This window comes from Paenibacillus sp. P13VS (genome assembly GCF_015143645.1).
Classification (GTDB): Bacteria; Bacillota; Bacilli; order Paenibacillales; family Paenibacillaceae; genus Paenibacillus; species Paenibacillus xylanilyticus_A.
Window position 1 is genome coordinate 25,947 of record NZ_WYEV01000004.1, and the last position, 16,977, is coordinate 42,923.

A 16,977-nucleotide genomic window follows, 5' to 3' on the forward strand; every position below is an offset into this window, starting at 1 on the left:
ACGCTTCGGCTTGTTTTTCTATATCTAGTTAACCCAGCTTTATTCTAAGCTTCGTTTTGGAAAGCTTTCCTTTGAGCATTTATAGCTCCTGAATCCTCTTCATTTAAGGATTGCACCTTGTTTAAGAGTTCTTTCAATTTCATTATTTTGATCGTATGTTTCTCAATAATAGCCTGATCCTCTTCCTGGAGAACTTCGTTAGTTGAGAAGGCTTCTACAATTTTTGAACTTCTTTCCAAGCTTTGATTTATTTCTTGAATTAAATCAGTTTTAGACGACGAAGTGGCCGCAAGCTCAGGTTGGCTTACTTCATATTCCTTAAAATCATGTGCGTAATAAAAAACGTCTTCATCTGAATTCGTAAATTCCTCAATACTTCTGGAAGAGATATTCAGTTCCTTTGCTCTTTTATCAAACTGCTCTCTTGGAATTTCTTCAATTCCATACTCTTCTTTTTCCGTAGCCGACATCATTCCCGGGTTCCATTCCTCATTCGTTTTAGCTGCTAAACTCCTTCCTGCACTACCAGCTTCAAGATTCCGGTATCTTACACCCGCAGATAAGAGTTCATAACCCGGACCAAAAATCATATATTCAGTTGATATTTGGGCGGTCTGGTTAGGCTCCACATCAGCGATGAACCAGAAGTACTGACCGGTATCTGAAATATCCGATGACCAATCCCACTTCCTCCATAAACGATTATCTGTCGAAATAACGTCATCCACTGTACTACGCATTGCATCAATTAATCCAACAACTGACCATGCATATCCAGCACTTAAATTGTTAATAGCTGTAATTGCAAAACCAATAACAGCGCCTGCAAGAGAGCTATAGCCTGGTTTTGAACCTGAAGATTCTGGCGCAGAGCCAATATACTTACTGTCTGCGCTAGACCATAAAGCTAATTTGCTTGTATTCGAGGTTCCTTCTATTTCAAATGCTGCTATTCTTATTCTACTCGTCGCTTTATCGTTGTATCTGCTTGCTCCTGTTCCAACCAATCTATAGTTGAATCCCCACGCTCGGCGAGCACTTGACCATTCCGCACCCATAAACCCAATCGAATAAGCGCTGTAGATATCATAATGATTATTTCCAGCTTCCTTCCAAGTCAGAGAATTACTTGCCTCTGTATGATTGACAGGTTGATCCGCTGCAAAAGCATAGTTTCCAAACAATATTGTCGAAAAAATACTTGTAATTAGCAGTGCGCTTACTGCTTTTTTAAAAGGCTTTCTTAATAATGAATTCATTTAGGTCAACTCCCTTTGTATTCGTTTCTCAAAACAAAAGAATCACAATTAAGTACTTTAAAATACAGGAACTTCAACAGAATCTGTACCCATAACTCTTTTTCCATTTTTCTCTTCTGACCCAACCTCAATACCAATTTTTAATGACTCAGAGGGGGACATACCCTTTTGATCCGGACTTAAATCGATCACAATCGTTCCAGTTCCTCCGCCATTTGCTGTAAAATTCCGTTCTCTCCCAATTTCGATCATCGTGCGCCAAGAAGAGTCATCAGAAGAATTCATCCAGGTTGATACATACTCAGCGGGCTTTAACTTTGGTTGATGTTCAGGATAACTACTGGTGATGCTGGAGACACTCCATTGATCAGGGATATAAAATGCAACACCACCCCAGTCAACGGGGTCAATCTCTACATGTGCTACTATTTTGATATGATCAATATGCTCCTTTTCACCCTCAACGAATATCGACCCTTCTGTCATTGTCTTTAAATTTGTTGATTTAGCATCCAGATCAAAGTTTTTAACTTGAATAATATTTCCATTCACAACTGGCTCATTGGCTTCCTTTTTGTTAAAATTCAAAAAAAACAGAATAGATACAATCACAATAAACATAAAAAGCAAGATTAAGTATTTAGATCTTTTTTTCATCATATATCCATACCTCACTTCTGCCTTTGTTTCTTTAAGCTTAACACATAATTAACGCCCTCCTTTCCTTATCAGCTCCTCCCAAGCCTTCGCAGAATTAAATTCATGGTGTAAAGGTGCATACATATATAACGTTACAATCTGCATTATCTAACGAAAAAAGTATGAATATGTAAAATTTAAAAGTCAATTGAATTATTAGTGATATGAATCAACGAAATTAAATAACTTATTATTCCATATAAGATGTATAATTAACAATTAAGAGATTGTTCTGTTTCGTGTTAATTACATAAAATTTATGGAGGACACGTATGGTTCAATGGTTTGATTTTTTTAGAGACCCACTAGACAGTGTTGATTCAACAATTCAGGAAAAGGTGTATAGCTCTTTTTACAAGTTCGTATATCCGAGCGTTTATTCCATGATACTTGATCATTCTTTAACAGAAGATATTATTCAGGATGCTTTCATTAAAGCAATCACAAAGGGTCCATATATTAGATCAGATGCAAATATCCCAGCCTGGATTAAACGATTGACCTATAATACTACTTTAGATTACTTAAGAAAATTGAATAGAGAACGCCGCTTTTTGGCACACCCCTGCAGTTACAATACTGAAACTCTCAGTGATGCACTTACTGTGGAACGAGAAGTAGAGAGAACAGAGACTAATGAAGAACTTTACAGGGCAATTGGCGAGTTGAAATTAGACTATCAAGTAGCTCTTCTATTATTTTATGTGGAGGGAAAAACGTATCGTGATATCTGTCAAGAACTTCATTTAACAGAGTCTGTATTTACACAAAGATTAGCTAGAGCCCGAAAAAAATTACTTCACAATCTCCAAAAAAACTGATTTGATAACGTCGACCTATGCCGGGCACGCGGGCATCCTGCCAGGCTTCAACTGGGTTCTAGACTTGCCTGCATCCGATCTGATCAAGAACGTACCTGGCACGAAAATCAAAGCCTATCCCGTTCCAGCAGGTCCTGACGGCAAGATCGGTACGAAGTGGCAGAACTCTGGTGTCAACGCAAGTATCATGATCAACAAGGATGCCAAGCATCCAGAAGCCATCTTCCTGTACTACAATTACTTGCTCGATAACCTGGCTAACCCGGCTGCTGGCAGTAAGTATGAATACGGCTTCGCCAAAGGTTACGACTGGGATATCATTGACGGACAACCGACCAGTGACAAAGAGAAGATCAAAGACTTCTCCAACGAATTCCCTTTCCTGACCGGCCCAGCACGTATCCCGGATCTGTACATGAAAACACTCGTGAAGCTGGCCAACGGCGAGAAGCCCGAAACACCTTACGAGAAACAAATGGCCGAATTCCGTAAACCGGAAAACTGGTATGCAGGTAAAGTCGTTATGTCCCAGATCGACGTCCGTAAACAAAACTATTTCACTGGCGCTGCAACACCAACCATGGTATCCAAATGGAACCTGCTCCGTCAGTCTGAGATGGAAACCTTCAACAAAATCATCTACGGCAATTTGCCAATTGATGCCTTTGACCAATTCGTCGCCAACTGGAAATCCAACGGCGGAGATCAGATCACGCAAGAAGTGAATGATTGGTTTAAGTCGGTAAGTACGAAGTAAGATTGGGTTAGATTTGAGTTGAAAAGTAAACAAACCAAAACAAGCCGAAGCGTGTATTTCTGCCGCTTCGGCTTGTTTTTCGTTCAAGATTAGTATAACCACCCATTGTTTACGAACCTCTAAGTGGTTTTAAGAAAGATAAATGCCCAATTCTATTGTTCGGTCAACTCATACCACGTCTCGTACCCCTCAATGTTTGTATCTGAGTGGTCACTGGCGTCGGATGTCTTGAAATACCTAGCATAATATGCATGTTCAATTGTCTTTTTATTTTGATCCGTGTTGATATCTAGATAGATATTGGATATTTCCAACCCCCATTTGACACTTCGGGCAATTTCGTTGATGTTATTTACAGTTGAAAATTCGTCCATTTCCATAAGAATGGATTCCAGTTCCTCTTTACTCGGTTCCTCGCTCATATCTATTCTGCAAGAAAGGTTTGGACGAGTAAATGTAAATTGCACTCTTTCGATTGTCGGAAAAAGTTTTTTCAAGTTTTTTGTTAATTCTTTCGTTGTATCGGTGTTGATTCTGTATGTAGTACTGCATCCTGTTGCAAATAGAAGGAAACAAATTAAGAATACGATCCATTTATTCATTTCACACCTTCTCCAAGATTTCATACAACGTTCTTGTACTGACGACGCTCAAGCGACTTATGCGACAATGGATATGATTTTAGTATATGTCCCCTGCAATCCAGATTAACTTTCAGCAGTTCTTTACCTGCTCCGTTATATACAATCCTTCTTGGAAAATTAAACAATTCAGCTGCATTCCATATGCACACCCGCCATCAATTCCGATCTTATCATCACTAAACCAAATATCGGATGTGCCATGGATATCCATCGTTCGTGTATGTCCAAAGATAACTTTTTTGTTTAGATTCTCAAAAGTATGTCGAATGAATTCATCTTTAATATACATAAAATCATGCTCTGACTGGTTCTTCCAGTCCATAACACTCGGATTCAACCCCGCATGAACATAAATGTGATGATCGTCTTCGTGATATAAAGGCAATTTACTTAAAAAATCGATGTGGTGACCATAAGAAGTCATCATTGTAGCCTTCAATTGATTAAATATCTCATTAGACACTTCGCTATCTATGATATTCATATCACAATAACTTTGAAGGGTTGGTATTCCCCCATGTTCAATAAATTTAGATCTAACCAATTCGCTGTCATTATTTATTAAATCAACCAATCATTGGTCATGATTACCCCGTAAAGCAATGGCATGATGCTCAGTTACTAATTCGATGACTTTATCAACTACTGCTTTGATGTTTGGCCCTCTATCTACATAATCCCCCAGCAAAATCAACTGATCATCTATCGAATTAAATTGGATCAGATGCAGCATTTGATTCAATTGATCAATGCATCCATGTATATCGCTAATCATAATTGTTCGCTTCATAGAGGCTCCTAACTGTAATTTTATGATTATTTATCGTTTTGAAATAAGGATGTAATAATAATTTCCGCACATTCTTCTGGTGTATTTAAACTTGTATCGACTGAGCAGCTGTAGCGAATGTTTTGCGACATTATTTTGTTTTGCTCATCAGATTGATCTTCCCTTCTGTCACCACGTTCTACATTTCTCTTACGACAGATATCCAAAGGACAATACACTTCAACGATATCCAAAGGATACCCATTAAAAATTTCTATGACCTTATCGTAATGTGGCTTTAACTCAGGTCTTTCAACAAGTATCCCATCGATTAAGATATTCTTTCCACGATCCGAAAATAATGTTGCTGTGTGATACATCATCATTATGGCTTCACTTAGATGCTTCCAGTAATTATCCTGTAGGTGCTTATCACCAATCGTATTTTCAAAAAGATCATTGGCCACAACATAAAAAAACGGTTCAGAGTAAGTTTGCATAGCTTCTACTATCGAGGTTTTACCTGAACTTGTTACACCATTCAAAAATATAATTCTCCCTTTATCCATATTTCTCATCTTCCTTTGCATCAGTTATTTTTTATAAGATTCGGGGCCAAATTTCTCCTTTTGAGCACGATTCCAACTCTATTCTTTATTTTGGTAAACAAACTCAACTTCACCATCTAGCAAATATCGATATTCAAATAATTGCATTGTTCTTTCCCTAATTCTCTCCCGTATAACCGTGGTTAAGCTTACTGGCCCTCTTGATCCAAGATAACCATTATAAATAAATGTCTCCTCTACAAATTTTGATTCCCTTAAGTGATACTGCAACCATTCTTTCTGCGTTTCAATTAGTGCCTCTCTTGGTTCTTTATCCAATTTAGAAAGAAGCGTTTTATATATTTGATTCAACTCTTTATCCCAAATCTCTGTATATTTGCTTTCGAATGCCCCCCATTCCAATGTTGTAATAATCTCTTTAGAATTTTGAAATTCATTAAATTCCACTTCATAATCATGATCTATAGGGTTATGAAGCATTTCATCATAAAATTCTCCTTTCGAATCAAGGTTCCCAATGCTCATGGGTAATATATTATTGTTAGCAAGATTTGATCGACCTTCCGTTATTTCTTTTGATTCTGTTCCATCACCTGTACTCATTACATCAGGTTCAGAATTCTTTATTGAATTAGTTTCGCTGTTCAAAGTAGTCGGTTGACTACTCTCTTGACAAGATGAACACATTATCGCCATCAAAAATAAGAAGAGTAGTTTAGCTTTCATAATTTATCTCCTTAAGTATTATCTTTAATATTTTCAGGTAATGGTGCATAACGTTCCTTTATTTACGAAACGCCCCAGCCTTAGATAGCTGTTATCCTAGGTTGGGGCATTTATGTCTAACCTCTTCAATGATTTAACATCTGTCAACCAAAGGCAATAGCCTTTATGCGTGAGTACGTTGTTGTATGATGTCATCGCCTTCTTTAAAATACTTTTTCTTATCTAGTTATTCATTATTATATACATACTGGGAGCCAATTCCCCAAAATTTATATTCATAGTTTGCTGGATTTTGCATTAGGTTCTTAGATCGAGTAATCCACGATTTTAACTCTTCTGACTTTGCTGTCACTTCTATTTTCTTTATTAATTGAGACAATTTATTGAGTTCTTCGATTTCTTCCGCTCTTACAATGTCACCGGTAAACACATAAAGACTACTAAGAAAAAAAGAGGTATGTTTGCATTCTTTATCATCTACGAATGTACAAATCATTGGAATGTTTTCAAAACTATTTACGGCTAATTCCCAATCTTGTTCTGGTATTAACTCATTACTATACGCCCACAGTCTAATTTCCTCAGGCGCAGGGTTCCATGCATGTTGAGAATCTCTGAACACATACTTCACCTCCTTGATTTGTTTTTAAATTTCGATATGGAGTTCCTCTTTTATTGATTTTAAAGCTATTAGCTATCTGTTTTTTAGCTTTTCCAATAGTTCTATCTCCTCTTCACCTGAAAGTTGTTCTTCTGCTTTTATTCTCGTCTCATCTATCTTCCGTACCTTTAATCCTCTTTTTATGAGCCATTCTTCACCAGGTTTCATTGTAGTTGCGGGATGTGGGTATACATCCTCACTTATAATTTCTTCATCGATTATGTAAATATATCCACATAACTTACCATTATGAAATCTTGCGCCATTCTCGTCAAAAGCAACAATAGATGGTTTGTGTGAAAAGATTCTTGCTAACTCTCGATCCTGAGTTATTGTGCTTCCGACTAGTAGTTCATCTAATAATATTGGAGAACCATGAAACCAAGGCTTACTGTAGTCCCAATCCTTCATAAGTATCACCTTCAATTAAGTTATATAATGGTTCTTCTTTTTATTGTTCTTTGGTTTATTCATCTTGGCTTTAGGGATTGCGCCTAACGTCTCTGCGTTTACGAACCCGACATGCTTAAAGGACAATCAGCGACAGGGTCGAAGACTTATCCTCTCAGGAGTTGTCTGTGGGATATTACTTCCTCAAATTCCTCTGGCAGTCCAAGGGACGTTTGTTATCGGATGCATCCGAATTCTCAAAAAATTCACCAAGCGTCTCTATCTTTAAATATTATTTGATTTAATCTTCGTTATTCTAAACTATTGTTCTGAACGGTCCTTTCCCATCTGATAGTGTAGAAATTAGTTCTTCGTTTTTTACTTCATAGATATATTCCTTAGCTATATGATCTCTTCCCCCGTGGAGTTCATACCACTGAGTGATCTTCTTATAATGTTCTTTGTCGCTTCTGATATTCGTTTCAATCTCTTCATATTTTTCAATACTATCATATTCCCAGATTGCAATAATCTCAGTTGTTTTCTCTGAATGTGGACCATCCATCTACCTACTAGACGAGCTCCATTCTTCAACTGATTAGGTAAATTGGTTTCAATGAAGTGTCTGTTAAAGATGTCAACGAATTCATTATTGACGATATAATGCTTTCTTCGATAAAACACAGTGATCATCTCCACTAAGTAATATTAAGTACTCTTCGTCTCACGCACTTCGGATGTTTCAGATAACATTCCCTGTATTCATGAACCCCGAAGGGATTGTCTGCTGAAATGCTCCTCTATATTCCTACTTGCAGACCAAGGCTCCATCGGAGCCGCAGCATGAATATTATGTTATCTGACGCCGCACTTCATTAGAAATATCACAATTAATAAGTTCTTTAATTCATCTCTTTCAAAAGCTCTTCCCATTCTTCTATTGATAATTTATTTGATATATTTTTTAAGTTTTCAGGGACACTTACAAAACACATTAATTCTAAACTATTTCCATCTGGATCATCGAAGTAAACTGAAGCGTTTCCCTGATTAGGTCTGACAAAAATAACGTTTTGTATCTACGGGCTGGACGACCCGCAGCTTAGGTACACTTTTTACGACGGACCTCTAGAACTACTTTCAGATTCTTATGATTTAAATTTCATGTTTGTATAATATGTTTTAAATCCGAGTTCTTCCCAAAAACTTCTTCCAGTCGGATTACTTTCTAAAACATCTATAGATATAGTTGAATCCTGAAATAATTCATTTCTTAATAAATCAATTCCTTGTTTCCCTAATCCTCTTCTTCGATATTTCCTACTGATATAATACTGTCTTATATGGAAGGTTTTTTTCTTTTTATTGCTTACGTCCTCTCTTTCCTGATATAAGGCATACCCTACAACATGATCACCCAAGACAAGTAAAGTCGCCTTCCAATCATTATCCAGAAAATCTTTCATCCTGTCGTTCAACTCATTTATTGTCATTTGGTTATCGCTTTTTTCATCTTCAATAAGCTCTTTATTCATTTGGCTTAAAATGTGCACATCGCATAATTGCGCAGGTATTATTCTCAAGTTTTCCATGTTTCAATACCTCGTCTTCTATAAAATAATTGCTTTGGTCTGTGTATAACGTTCCCGTATTCACGAGGCCCCCCCTTAAGCTCGAAGGGCGGCCGGAATGCGGTTAGGTGGTGCGGATGTTTCCGACTGATTTCGCTTCTCTGCTGCTGCCAATTACTTCTCCGATTCCTCATCTATCTTCTGCCGGACCGAGGGCCGAATGGCTCGAAGCATGAATATTATGTTATTTGCTGTTACCTGCCCTCTTCGAGTCCGCTATCAATGTCCTAGCCTTATAAAATATCCATGTCTTTAGCAATGATTCTTTATCTTTATGTGTTGCAATCCTATTCCGATAATAAAAATCATCCAATGAAACTTTCATCTTTCCTAATGGAAAAATTGGTTCGCGACAGATCCATTCATCAAATTGAACTTTCCCTTGACCTGATGTTGTAAACATATCTTTAGGAAGAAGGTATACCATTCCTTCTGTCCAAGGCTTATTCTTCATTGTTGATTCATTTATTGAATAAAAATGATATTTCTTTCTTCGGCCAATAATACAGCCGTTCCTAAAGCTTCCGACTAATCTGGTCCGATTAAATATTGCATAAAACATTGACCAGATCGGATCTGAAGATGCAAAAACTGCTTTCGTTATTCCGCCGTTATATAAGGTTTGTTCACGAGGTTCAAAGCATTCAATATCAAGTTTGTTGGAGCCATGAAACACATATTGGCCTTTCAAAGATAAATACGATAAAAATCGGAACTTTTGAAATGGTAATTGATAATTAATCAAACTCCCATCATTAATTGTTAAAGCTAATTCTTCATATTTGGCAATCTCATCATCGGAAAATACAATCTTCGGAGATGGATATAACAAAATCGAAATTAGTAACGAAATCATTTGCTTTGAATTCCCCTCTCCTAAAATGTTAGCAAGTAATTGCCATAACGTTCCTTTATCCACGACATCTCACCGATTTAAGGCTGCGAATGCATCCAGGCGCGATGCGCTTAGTCGGTGCGGATGTGTCCGCTGATTCTGCTTCCCAGCCGATTGCTAGCCGCCAGGCTGCGATACGTGGATATGATGTTATATGAAGTGGCCACTTCTAAATAACCCTTTATAATATGTATTCAAATTCTACTTCATGTTTTATTGGAATTCCTTCATATCCATTCATTGGAATTGAAGGCTTTTGTCTTCTTGCTTCAGTAATAGCATTTCTATGAATACGAATCATATCAAATCCACGTTTCTGATAGAAACGAATTGCATTTATATTATCATTCGAAGTAATTAACCATACCCTATTGCAATTATTCTTCCTTGCTTTGTCTATAACGAATTGAATTAATTTACTTCCAACTCCCTGTCCTTCTTGTCTACTCTCTATCGATATAATCTCACAGTCGTGTCCATTAATGAGATATAGAACACAACTTATTATGTGATCATCTTCTGTATATACATATCCGTCTAGATTCTTTATTTGGTGCACTTGACCTCTTGAAACCATAATATCTCCACTGAATTTAACAACACGGTTCTTTAGATCTTCATTAATTTCTAAATATGGCATTAAATTATCTCCTGATTTTATTATTATTCACTTCTTTAGCCGTTTCATATAACGTTGTTGTATTCACGAACCATAGAGGCTTAAGGAGCGTTAGCGCCAGGCCGAAGACTTAGCCTCGCAGGGTTGCCCACCTGAACCCACTTCTTCGAAATTCCTCTAGTGGACCAAGGGGCCTAAGCCCCGCAGTGTGAATCTGTTGTTATCAGATTTTGGTGCGTCTTTGAATATTATTCTCAAATTATTCTTTTAATTTTTCTTTAGCGCCAGATAACACTATTTCTATCTCTTCATATAAATTTAAGTCACTAAATTCTTCATGAATCCACAATTTCTCTGTTATTTCTCCGCCGCCCATACCTCCGCAAATTCCTTCTTCAGGTTGGCGAACTTCATAATATAGTCCTTTACCTTCACCTTCATTACAGTCCCAAGCAATGGTATCTAAATCAATAAGTAAGTTTTTTAATGTGTCTTCATTGCATTTGACTATGTCCATTGGACAAGAAAGATAAACCTGTCCACCCCAATCACCTTCCATAATCACATATGTACCATTTGTATTTTTGGCTTGTAGAAAACTTTCAACAAACATATCATTCGGTTTCCCGTTGGCTTCATTAAGAATATGCCTTACAGCACTATGATGTTCAGGTACAATCATTTCTTCATTATTTTCATCTTTCTTATTACTCACTTTGATTCACCTTCTTTGATAGTTTTACGCCAATTTCAGCTAACAGCTAATTTATGTACTTCGTAAATACCAAACATTCGTTCACGTATCTGAACTACGTATATGATAACCCATGTTATGGCATTTGCATAAAAAAAATTAGCGAAAAAGGGAAATTTAGAAAATCATTTAATCCCCATGTCCATCCGATCCAACGGGCTTTGAATACGCTAAATACTTTTCTTACTAACCGCTGAGTTGTTCGCGCTCTCATGTGACCAAGTAATTCCTGAATATACCGTAGTTCTGTCCCATTTTCCTGCAATTAAGTGGAAGGGAGTTCCTCAGGGCATGAATACTTACATTCGCCAGAGTTTTGGTCGGAGAACCTGAATTAATTCTGGCCGATGAGTCTACTGGAAATCTGGATCGAAAAACCGGAGAAGAGATCATGAATCTCTTGCAGCAGCTCCATCAAGGAGGGAAAACCGTCATTATCGTAACGAATGATCTGGAAGTCGCCAAAAGATGCAACCTAATCATCGAAATTGTTGATGGAAAAATAAATAAAGATCAGCTTTCATAGCATGTTGAATGTACAAAGAAACCATCTCTATTGGTATATGGTTGCTCGCACACCCCTTTACCAAGGAACGGTTTCTTTTGATTTTACAATTTTAATAATGGGGCTATGCCTAATCGATTTACGACTTATGGGACAGCCCCACGAGCTGGATGTTTCTCCTCATCTAAAAGTGCCTCGCAAACCAACAATGCCATGAGCAATCTGATCGATAATGCCATTGATGCTTGTGAGTCCATAACAGCCGATCCATGTCGCGGAATGGTCCGTCCTAACATCCCTCGGGTTCCGCATCGTTGGAGCTTAATTCATTTAAATGATATTCAACCTTTTATACCGCTAAATGTAATGCCGCTAATAAACGTCTTTTGAAGAAAAAAGAACAAAACGATAATAGGTAATGTCATCAAGGTGGATACGGCCATTAATAGACCCCATTCCGACCCCTTTTGGCTCTGAAATTGCTGCAATCCGAGCGAAACCGTGTAAGATGGTTCATTGGTTAAATAAAGCAAGGGGCCCATGAAATCAGTCCAGCTCCCCATAAATTGAAACAATGCCACGGCTAATACGGCGGATTTGGCAAGTGGAAACATAATCTGTAAATATATACGGAACTCACTAGCACCGTCTAAGCGGGCCGCTTCGCGCAGGGCATCAGGCAGTCCCATGAAAAACTGCCGCAACAGAAAAATGTAAATGGGCACTCCAAAAAATTGGGGTACAATCAGTGGAAGAGGTGTTCCTACCCAACCTAATTTAGTAAACAACAGGAATAGAGGAATCATTGTCACCTGTCCGGGGATCATCATAACAGCAAGGGTAACAAAGAAAAGTAAACCTCTCCCACGGTACTCTAACTTGGCAAAACTATATGCAACCAAGGGACAGGATATGATCACACCGAGTGTACTAGCGATGGTTATAATCGCCGTGTTTTTCAGATATGTCCAGAAAGGGATATACTCAACAGCACGGGAATAATTACTCCACAGAATTGGACGCGGAATCCACTCTGGTGGGAATGTAAAGATTTGTGTGAGTGGTTTAAGAGAAGTCGAAAGCAGCCAAATGAACGGAATCATGAAAAATGCAGAAGCAACAATTAGACATACATAGGCTAACGCACGATTGATTCTTTTAATAGCGGTAGGATTCATCCCTTACTTCCTCCTTATTTCCCTTGATAATGAACCCAGCGTTTAGACGTAATAAAAATAATTCCGGTTAATGCCATAACGATAATAAATAAGATCCAGGCCATTGCGGAGGCATAACCCATTTTGAAATACCTAAATCCGTTCTCATATAAATACATGACGTAAAATGTCATGGAATTTGCAGGAGTTCCTTGCCCTTTGGTCAACGTATAGGGAAGAGTAAACTGTTGGAATGCACCAATCATTCCCATGACAAGGTTGTAGAAAATAACGGGAGTGAGCAAAGGCAGGGTTACCTTTCTCGTTTTCTGAAACCAGTTAGCTCCATCGATTTGCGCCGCTTCATAGTACTCCTCAGGGATGTCTCCTAATCCAGCAAGGTAGATAACGACAGCTTGCCCAATACCCCAAAGCGACATCAGAATGAGAGAGGGCTTGGACCACGACTCACCACCAAGCCAAGCGGGCCCATCGATACCGATATTCGCTAACATCCCGTTCACCAATCCGAAGTTTGGATGTAACAGCCACATCCACAGAACAGCCAGAGCTACTTGTGGCACGAGAGTAGGTAAGAAAAAGATCGTTCTGAATACAGCCATACCCTTGACCTTCATATTCAACATCATAGCGAGTGCCACACCAAAAAATATACTTAAGGGAACAAAAAATACCGTAAAATAAATCGTGTTGTATACGGATTTCCAAAACAAAGGATCATGGAAAAGATCTCTATAATTATTCATCCCGACAAATTCACCAGGCTGTAGAATGCTGTAAGTAGTGAAGCTGAAGTAGATGGACATTAGCATGGGAATTGCATAAAAGCATAGCAGCCCTATAGCCCAAGGTGAAGCAAACAGCCACCCAATCACGTGAGTTCTGCGGAGTGCTCGTTTCCTTGCCGAAGGAATTGCTTTTACTTGAACTGGATCGGCCAGTTTCGCCATGTACATTCTCCTTCCAATTGTCATTTATGAATAGGCAAGGAGAGAGAGTTCGCTCCCTGCCTACCGAGCACCCTATTTGTCGTATTTTTCTAAAGCCTTATTAACAGTCTCTGTAACTCTATCCAGGTTCTCTTTCGGAGTACCGTTACCGCGGGTAGCCTTTTCAGTAGCGGAAGCTAACTCATTCCACAGCAGTTGCCCTTCAGGAATAACCGGGCGGTTATGTGAATTGGGCAAGATATTAATAAATTCCTTCATAATCGGATCGTCTTTGTAACCGTATTGGTCGTTAACCGAATCAATAACGGAAATTTGAGAGTCAGCATTTAATAACGTTTGCCCCTCTTCTTTCCCTAAGAATTCGAGGAATTCCCAAGCAGAAGCGACGTTCTTGGCGCCTTTAGGGATAATAGCGGACCCGCCTCCCGACCATGTCGTAAAATTAGTACCTGTTGGGGTCGGTATTGGTGCAACACCGTAGTTTAAATCCGGCTTAAATTTTTCGATACCCTTCACCGTGAAGTTTCCACTTATCTTCATGCTGACTTGACCGGAAATGAACGGATCCATTTCCTCCGTACCCGCTGCACTTGTGAATCCGGCGATATCCTCGACATTGTATTTTTTGCCGAAGTCGGTCATCCATTGTAATGCTTCAACGACTTTAGGATCATTTGCGGTAATTTTGCCAGTGTCAGCATCCTGGAATTCTCCTCCAAATGCCCATCCCCAAGTATACAGCCAGCCTTGCGAATACCATGGGATGAACCCGATCCGTTTGAAACGTTTACCTTCCTTGATGGTTAACTTATCGGCGGCCGCTTCAAGCTCGGCGATCGTTTGCGGTGGTTTGTTGGGATCCAACCCTACTTCTTTGAAATGATCCTTATTGTAAAATAGCAGGCGAGAGTCCGTATCCATCGGCATTGCATAAAGCTTTCCTTGATAACTGGACTCCTCCCATGCAAATGGATAATACATTTCCTTACGTATTCCGGATTCAGCTGCCATCGAGGATAAGTCAGTCAGAGAACCTTGTGCAGCCCAAGTACCGACCTTAAACCGATCGAAAAGTGCAACGTCAGGAGGATTGCCGCCTGCGACTGCAGTCAGCAGCTTCTGATCGGATCCCTCGTTGGATTCTGTATAAACCAAATTCATTTTGATCGTAGGGTTTTTCTCCTCAAATGCCTTCACGACTTTATTCATATTATCTAAATCAATTGAGGTAAGACCATGCCACATCGTAACCGTTGTAATCCCCTCTCCGGCCTGATCGCTAGAGCCTCCCTTCGTTGAACAAGCCGTTACAAGTAGTAACATAACCAGAAAGCAAACAAGAATTGGAAATGCGAATTTTTTGGATCTCCTCATTCAAAGTCCCCCTTAAGTTAAATGAACTCGTTTAACTTGAATTCCTATAGGATCCACTTCATTTTCTGATCATCCACAACTTATGTAAGCGCTAACAACTTTGGCGATATGAACTATTAAAATCAGAAAATGATGAACACCGTGAATTTGTTATAGGAACCCACTAGTTATACTAAGTATATTAATATGACATTACAAAACATGTCAATTGCAATATTACGACATCACTATTCATGATGTATGGCTATAATTTAGATATAGAAATCATCGTTTCAAGGTTGGTTGATCTCCGGTCCCCTAACCAATTCCCTGATGTGAAACATGCTTTACCCTAGGAAAAACGCCTATCGACATACTTCATAGAAGACAGACCGCGTCTAAAATGGGTTTTCTTGCGATATCAGGTCAGGAAGGTCCCTGCTTCGAAGTTTATATGTCTGATATCAAAAAAAGTGCCGATAAGCCCCTTGGGACTTCTCGACACTTTGAACATTTGCTTTGGTTTAGCTGCCCTTGTACAGAACTTACCCGTTATCTTTCATGACCATACGATGTTTAATAATGTTCAGCTCGGGAACTGCTGTTCCATGCAATTGAGAGATTAACATATCCACTGCCAATTCACCCATCTGCTTCTCATCCTGCTTAATATGAGTGAAGATGGGTTGACCCAGGTGATCGTTCAGGGAGTCGAAACAAACGATTTCAAATTCCTCCAGAGATTTCCCCATCGAGTGGATGACTTGAGCCAGCATGGTAGCTATTAGGAATTCCGATGCAACAAACGCCTTTACATCAGGGTGTTGTTCCAAAAAATGCTTTACTATTTCTTTATCACTTTCAATCGCTGTTCCATTTATGTTCTTGGGAAGGGTGCCCTTCAAGTTCGTCAATACATAATTTTTGTTCAAATTCATTCCTTCCTGGGTGAAGGCAAACGTATATCCGAGCAGCCTTTCCTCCAATGTTGAAGTGTTCTCTTCCGGCGGAGATAAAAAGGCAATTTTTTTATGACCTTTGCTAATCAGATGACGCGTAAGATCCATGGCTGCTTTCTTATTGTCTGTATATACCGAACAAACCGGAATTCCTTTTAGATATCTATCGGCCAAAACAATTGGAAACCGATCTAATACAAGTCGAAGCAGTTCCGAATTATAGTGATGACCATGAATGGGGGTCACGATTAATCCTTTAATGCCTAAACCAATAAATAAGTCAATCGCACGTTTTTCCTCATCCCGGTCCCCCCAAGTTCGCTTGATAATGAGTTGATAATTATGCTCAGCACTCCGCTTTTCCATCGATCTAAGAAGTTGTAAACCAAACTCGTCAGAAAAATTCGGTATAATAAACCCGATCAACTGCTTATCATCCTCAGGAACTAAGGTTGTTTTTACCTCTGAATAGTGCTTCGGTTCTTGTCCTCCAATGATACCATCGGCCACAAATGAACCCTTTCCTTGTATTCGTTTAATAACTCCAGAATCTGCCAATTTCTCCAGAGCTTTTTTAGATGTAATACGACTGACGCCAAATTGTTCAGCCAACTCTTTTTCAGAAGAGACACGGTCTCCTTCCTTTAATCGACCGTCTTTGATCTCTTGTACAATATAGACATATATCTGCTCGTATAAATGCAATTCCACAAGACCACCCTGACATCATAATATTAATATACTAAGTATATTACACAAGAAGTAATTCGCAAAGTTAATGAGAATACTTTTCCGCTCATCCACTTGCACCTCATCGATAACAAAAAAGAGCCCCACA

19 protein-coding genes and 3 pseudogenes are annotated in these 16,977 nt (G+C 38.8%); 3 read left to right on the forward strand and 19 right to left on the reverse strand.

The window, feature by feature from the left end; translation table 11 throughout:
* Positions 1 to 44: 44 nt before the first annotated feature.
* Together GUA98_RS09895 and GUA98_RS09900 are read right to left on the reverse strand one after the other, a co-directional pair.
* Complete coding sequence (locus GUA98_RS09895; protein ID WP_193722915.1) at positions 45 to 1,259, reverse strand: hypothetical protein; 1,215 nt, start codon at positions 1,257 to 1,259, stop codon at positions 45 to 47.
* A gap of 57 nt (positions 1,260 to 1,316) precedes the next feature.
* Complete coding sequence (locus tag GUA98_RS09900) at positions 1,317 to 1,919, reverse strand: hypothetical protein (RefSeq protein ID WP_153977515.1); 603 nt, start codon at positions 1,917 to 1,919, stop codon at positions 1,317 to 1,319.
* A gap of 311 nt (positions 1,920 to 2,230) precedes the next feature.
* Between GUA98_RS09900 and GUA98_RS09905 the strand changes: the two genes are divergently transcribed.
* Positions 2,231 to 2,779, forward strand: a complete 549-nt coding sequence (locus tag GUA98_RS09905; RefSeq protein ID WP_193722916.1) for an RNA polymerase sigma factor — start codon at positions 2,231 to 2,233, stop codon at positions 2,777 to 2,779.
* A gap of 1 nt (position 2,780) precedes the next feature.
* On the forward strand, positions 2,781 to 3,536 hold the full coding sequence (locus tag GUA98_RS09910) for an extracellular solute-binding protein (RefSeq protein ID WP_227779562.1): 756 nt from the start codon (positions 2,781 to 2,783) through the stop codon (positions 3,534 to 3,536).
* Positions 3,537 to 3,688: 152 nt separating this feature from the next.
* On the opposite strand, the gene GUA98_RS09915 is transcribed toward GUA98_RS09910, so the two are convergent.
* The 13 genes and pseudogenes from GUA98_RS09915 to GUA98_RS09965 form a co-directional block, all read right to left on the reverse strand.
* Positions 3,689 to 4,138, reverse strand: a complete 450-nt coding sequence (locus GUA98_RS09915) for a hypothetical protein (protein WP_193722917.1) — start codon at positions 4,136 to 4,138, stop codon at positions 3,689 to 3,691.
* A gap of 112 nt (positions 4,139 to 4,250) precedes the next feature.
* Positions 4,251 to 4,664: a hypothetical protein gene (locus GUA98_RS29490; protein ID WP_227779563.1), complete on the reverse strand. Its 414-nt coding sequence runs from the start codon at positions 4,662 to 4,664 to the stop codon at positions 4,251 to 4,253.
* 90 nt (positions 4,665 to 4,754) lie between these two features.
* A complete protein-coding gene (locus GUA98_RS29495) occupies positions 4,755 to 4,970 on the reverse strand; it encodes a metallophosphoesterase (RefSeq protein WP_227779564.1) in 216 nt (71 codons plus the stop codon).
* Positions 4,971 to 4,996: 26 nt separating this feature from the next.
* Positions 4,997 to 5,518 carry a phosphotransferase-like protein gene (locus GUA98_RS09925; RefSeq protein WP_193722918.1) on the reverse strand — a complete coding sequence of 174 codons (522 nt, stop codon included), beginning with the start codon at positions 5,516 to 5,518 and terminating at the stop codon, positions 4,997 to 4,999.
* A 78-nt stretch (positions 5,519 to 5,596) separates the two neighbouring features.
* The gene (locus GUA98_RS09930) at positions 5,597 to 6,244 is read right to left on the reverse strand and encodes a lysozyme inhibitor LprI family protein (protein WP_193722919.1); all 648 of its coding nucleotides are present in this window, start codon (positions 6,242 to 6,244) and stop codon (positions 5,597 to 5,599) included.
* A gap of 226 nt (positions 6,245 to 6,470) precedes the next feature.
* Positions 6,471 to 6,866 (reverse strand): hypothetical protein, encoded by a 396-nt coding sequence (locus GUA98_RS09935; protein ID WP_193722920.1) that lies wholly within the window; start codon positions 6,864 to 6,866, stop codon positions 6,471 to 6,473.
* Between the two features lie 72 nt (positions 6,867 to 6,938).
* Positions 6,939 to 7,316 carry a hypothetical protein gene (locus GUA98_RS09940; RefSeq protein WP_193722921.1) on the reverse strand — a complete coding sequence of 126 codons (378 nt, stop codon included), beginning with the start codon at positions 7,314 to 7,316 and terminating at the stop codon, positions 6,939 to 6,941.
* Positions 7,317 to 7,611: 295 nt separating this feature from the next.
* Positions 7,612 to 7,979 (reverse strand): annotated as a pseudogene (locus GUA98_RS09945) (cytoplasmic protein).
* A gap of 218 nt (positions 7,980 to 8,197) precedes the next feature.
* A pseudogene (locus GUA98_RS29500) lies at positions 8,198 to 8,359 on the reverse strand (VOC family protein); the annotation flags it as partial.
* An 84-nt stretch (positions 8,360 to 8,443) separates the two neighbouring features.
* Positions 8,444 to 8,887 carry a GNAT family N-acetyltransferase gene (locus GUA98_RS09950; protein ID WP_193722923.1) on the reverse strand — a complete coding sequence of 148 codons (444 nt, stop codon included), beginning with the start codon at positions 8,885 to 8,887 and terminating at the stop codon, positions 8,444 to 8,446.
* A gap of 223 nt (positions 8,888 to 9,110) precedes the next feature.
* Positions 9,111 to 9,845, reverse strand: coding sequence for a hypothetical protein (locus GUA98_RS09955; RefSeq protein ID WP_321573861.1), 735 nt, complete (start codon positions 9,843 to 9,845; stop codon positions 9,111 to 9,113).
* Between the two features lie 157 nt (positions 9,846 to 10,002).
* On the reverse strand, positions 10,003 to 10,461 hold the full coding sequence (locus GUA98_RS09960; RefSeq protein WP_193722924.1) for a GNAT family N-acetyltransferase: 459 nt from the start codon (positions 10,459 to 10,461) through the stop codon (positions 10,003 to 10,005).
* 238 nt (positions 10,462 to 10,699) lie between these two features.
* A complete protein-coding gene (locus tag GUA98_RS09965) occupies positions 10,700 to 11,155 on the reverse strand; it encodes a hypothetical protein (RefSeq protein ID WP_193722925.1) in 456 nt (151 codons plus the stop codon).
* 337 nt (positions 11,156 to 11,492) lie between these two features.
* On the opposite strand from GUA98_RS09965, the pseudogene GUA98_RS09970 reads away from it, so the two are divergent.
* Positions 11,493 to 11,720, forward strand: a pseudogene (locus GUA98_RS09970) (ABC transporter ATP-binding protein); the annotation flags it as partial.
* 320 nt (positions 11,721 to 12,040) lie between these two features.
* Here the strand turns inward: GUA98_RS09970 and GUA98_RS09975 are convergent.
* From GUA98_RS09975 to GUA98_RS09990, 4 genes are all read right to left on the reverse strand, one after another.
* Entirely contained in the window at positions 12,041 to 12,877 is an 837-nt protein-coding gene (locus GUA98_RS09975) for a carbohydrate ABC transporter permease (RefSeq protein WP_193722926.1), read from the reverse strand.
* 14 nt (positions 12,878 to 12,891) lie between these two features.
* A complete protein-coding gene (locus GUA98_RS09980; protein WP_193722927.1) occupies positions 12,892 to 13,827 on the reverse strand; it encodes a carbohydrate ABC transporter permease in 936 nt (311 codons plus the stop codon).
* 72 nt (positions 13,828 to 13,899) lie between these two features.
* Positions 13,900 to 15,201: an ABC transporter substrate-binding protein gene (locus tag GUA98_RS09985; protein WP_193722928.1), complete on the reverse strand. Its 1,302-nt coding sequence runs from the start codon at positions 15,199 to 15,201 to the stop codon at positions 13,900 to 13,902.
* A gap of 524 nt (positions 15,202 to 15,725) precedes the next feature.
* Complete coding sequence (locus tag GUA98_RS09990; protein WP_193722929.1) at positions 15,726 to 16,850, reverse strand: GntR family transcriptional regulator; 1,125 nt, start codon at positions 16,848 to 16,850, stop codon at positions 15,726 to 15,728.
* Between the last annotated feature and the right edge of the window lie 127 nt (positions 16,851 to 16,977).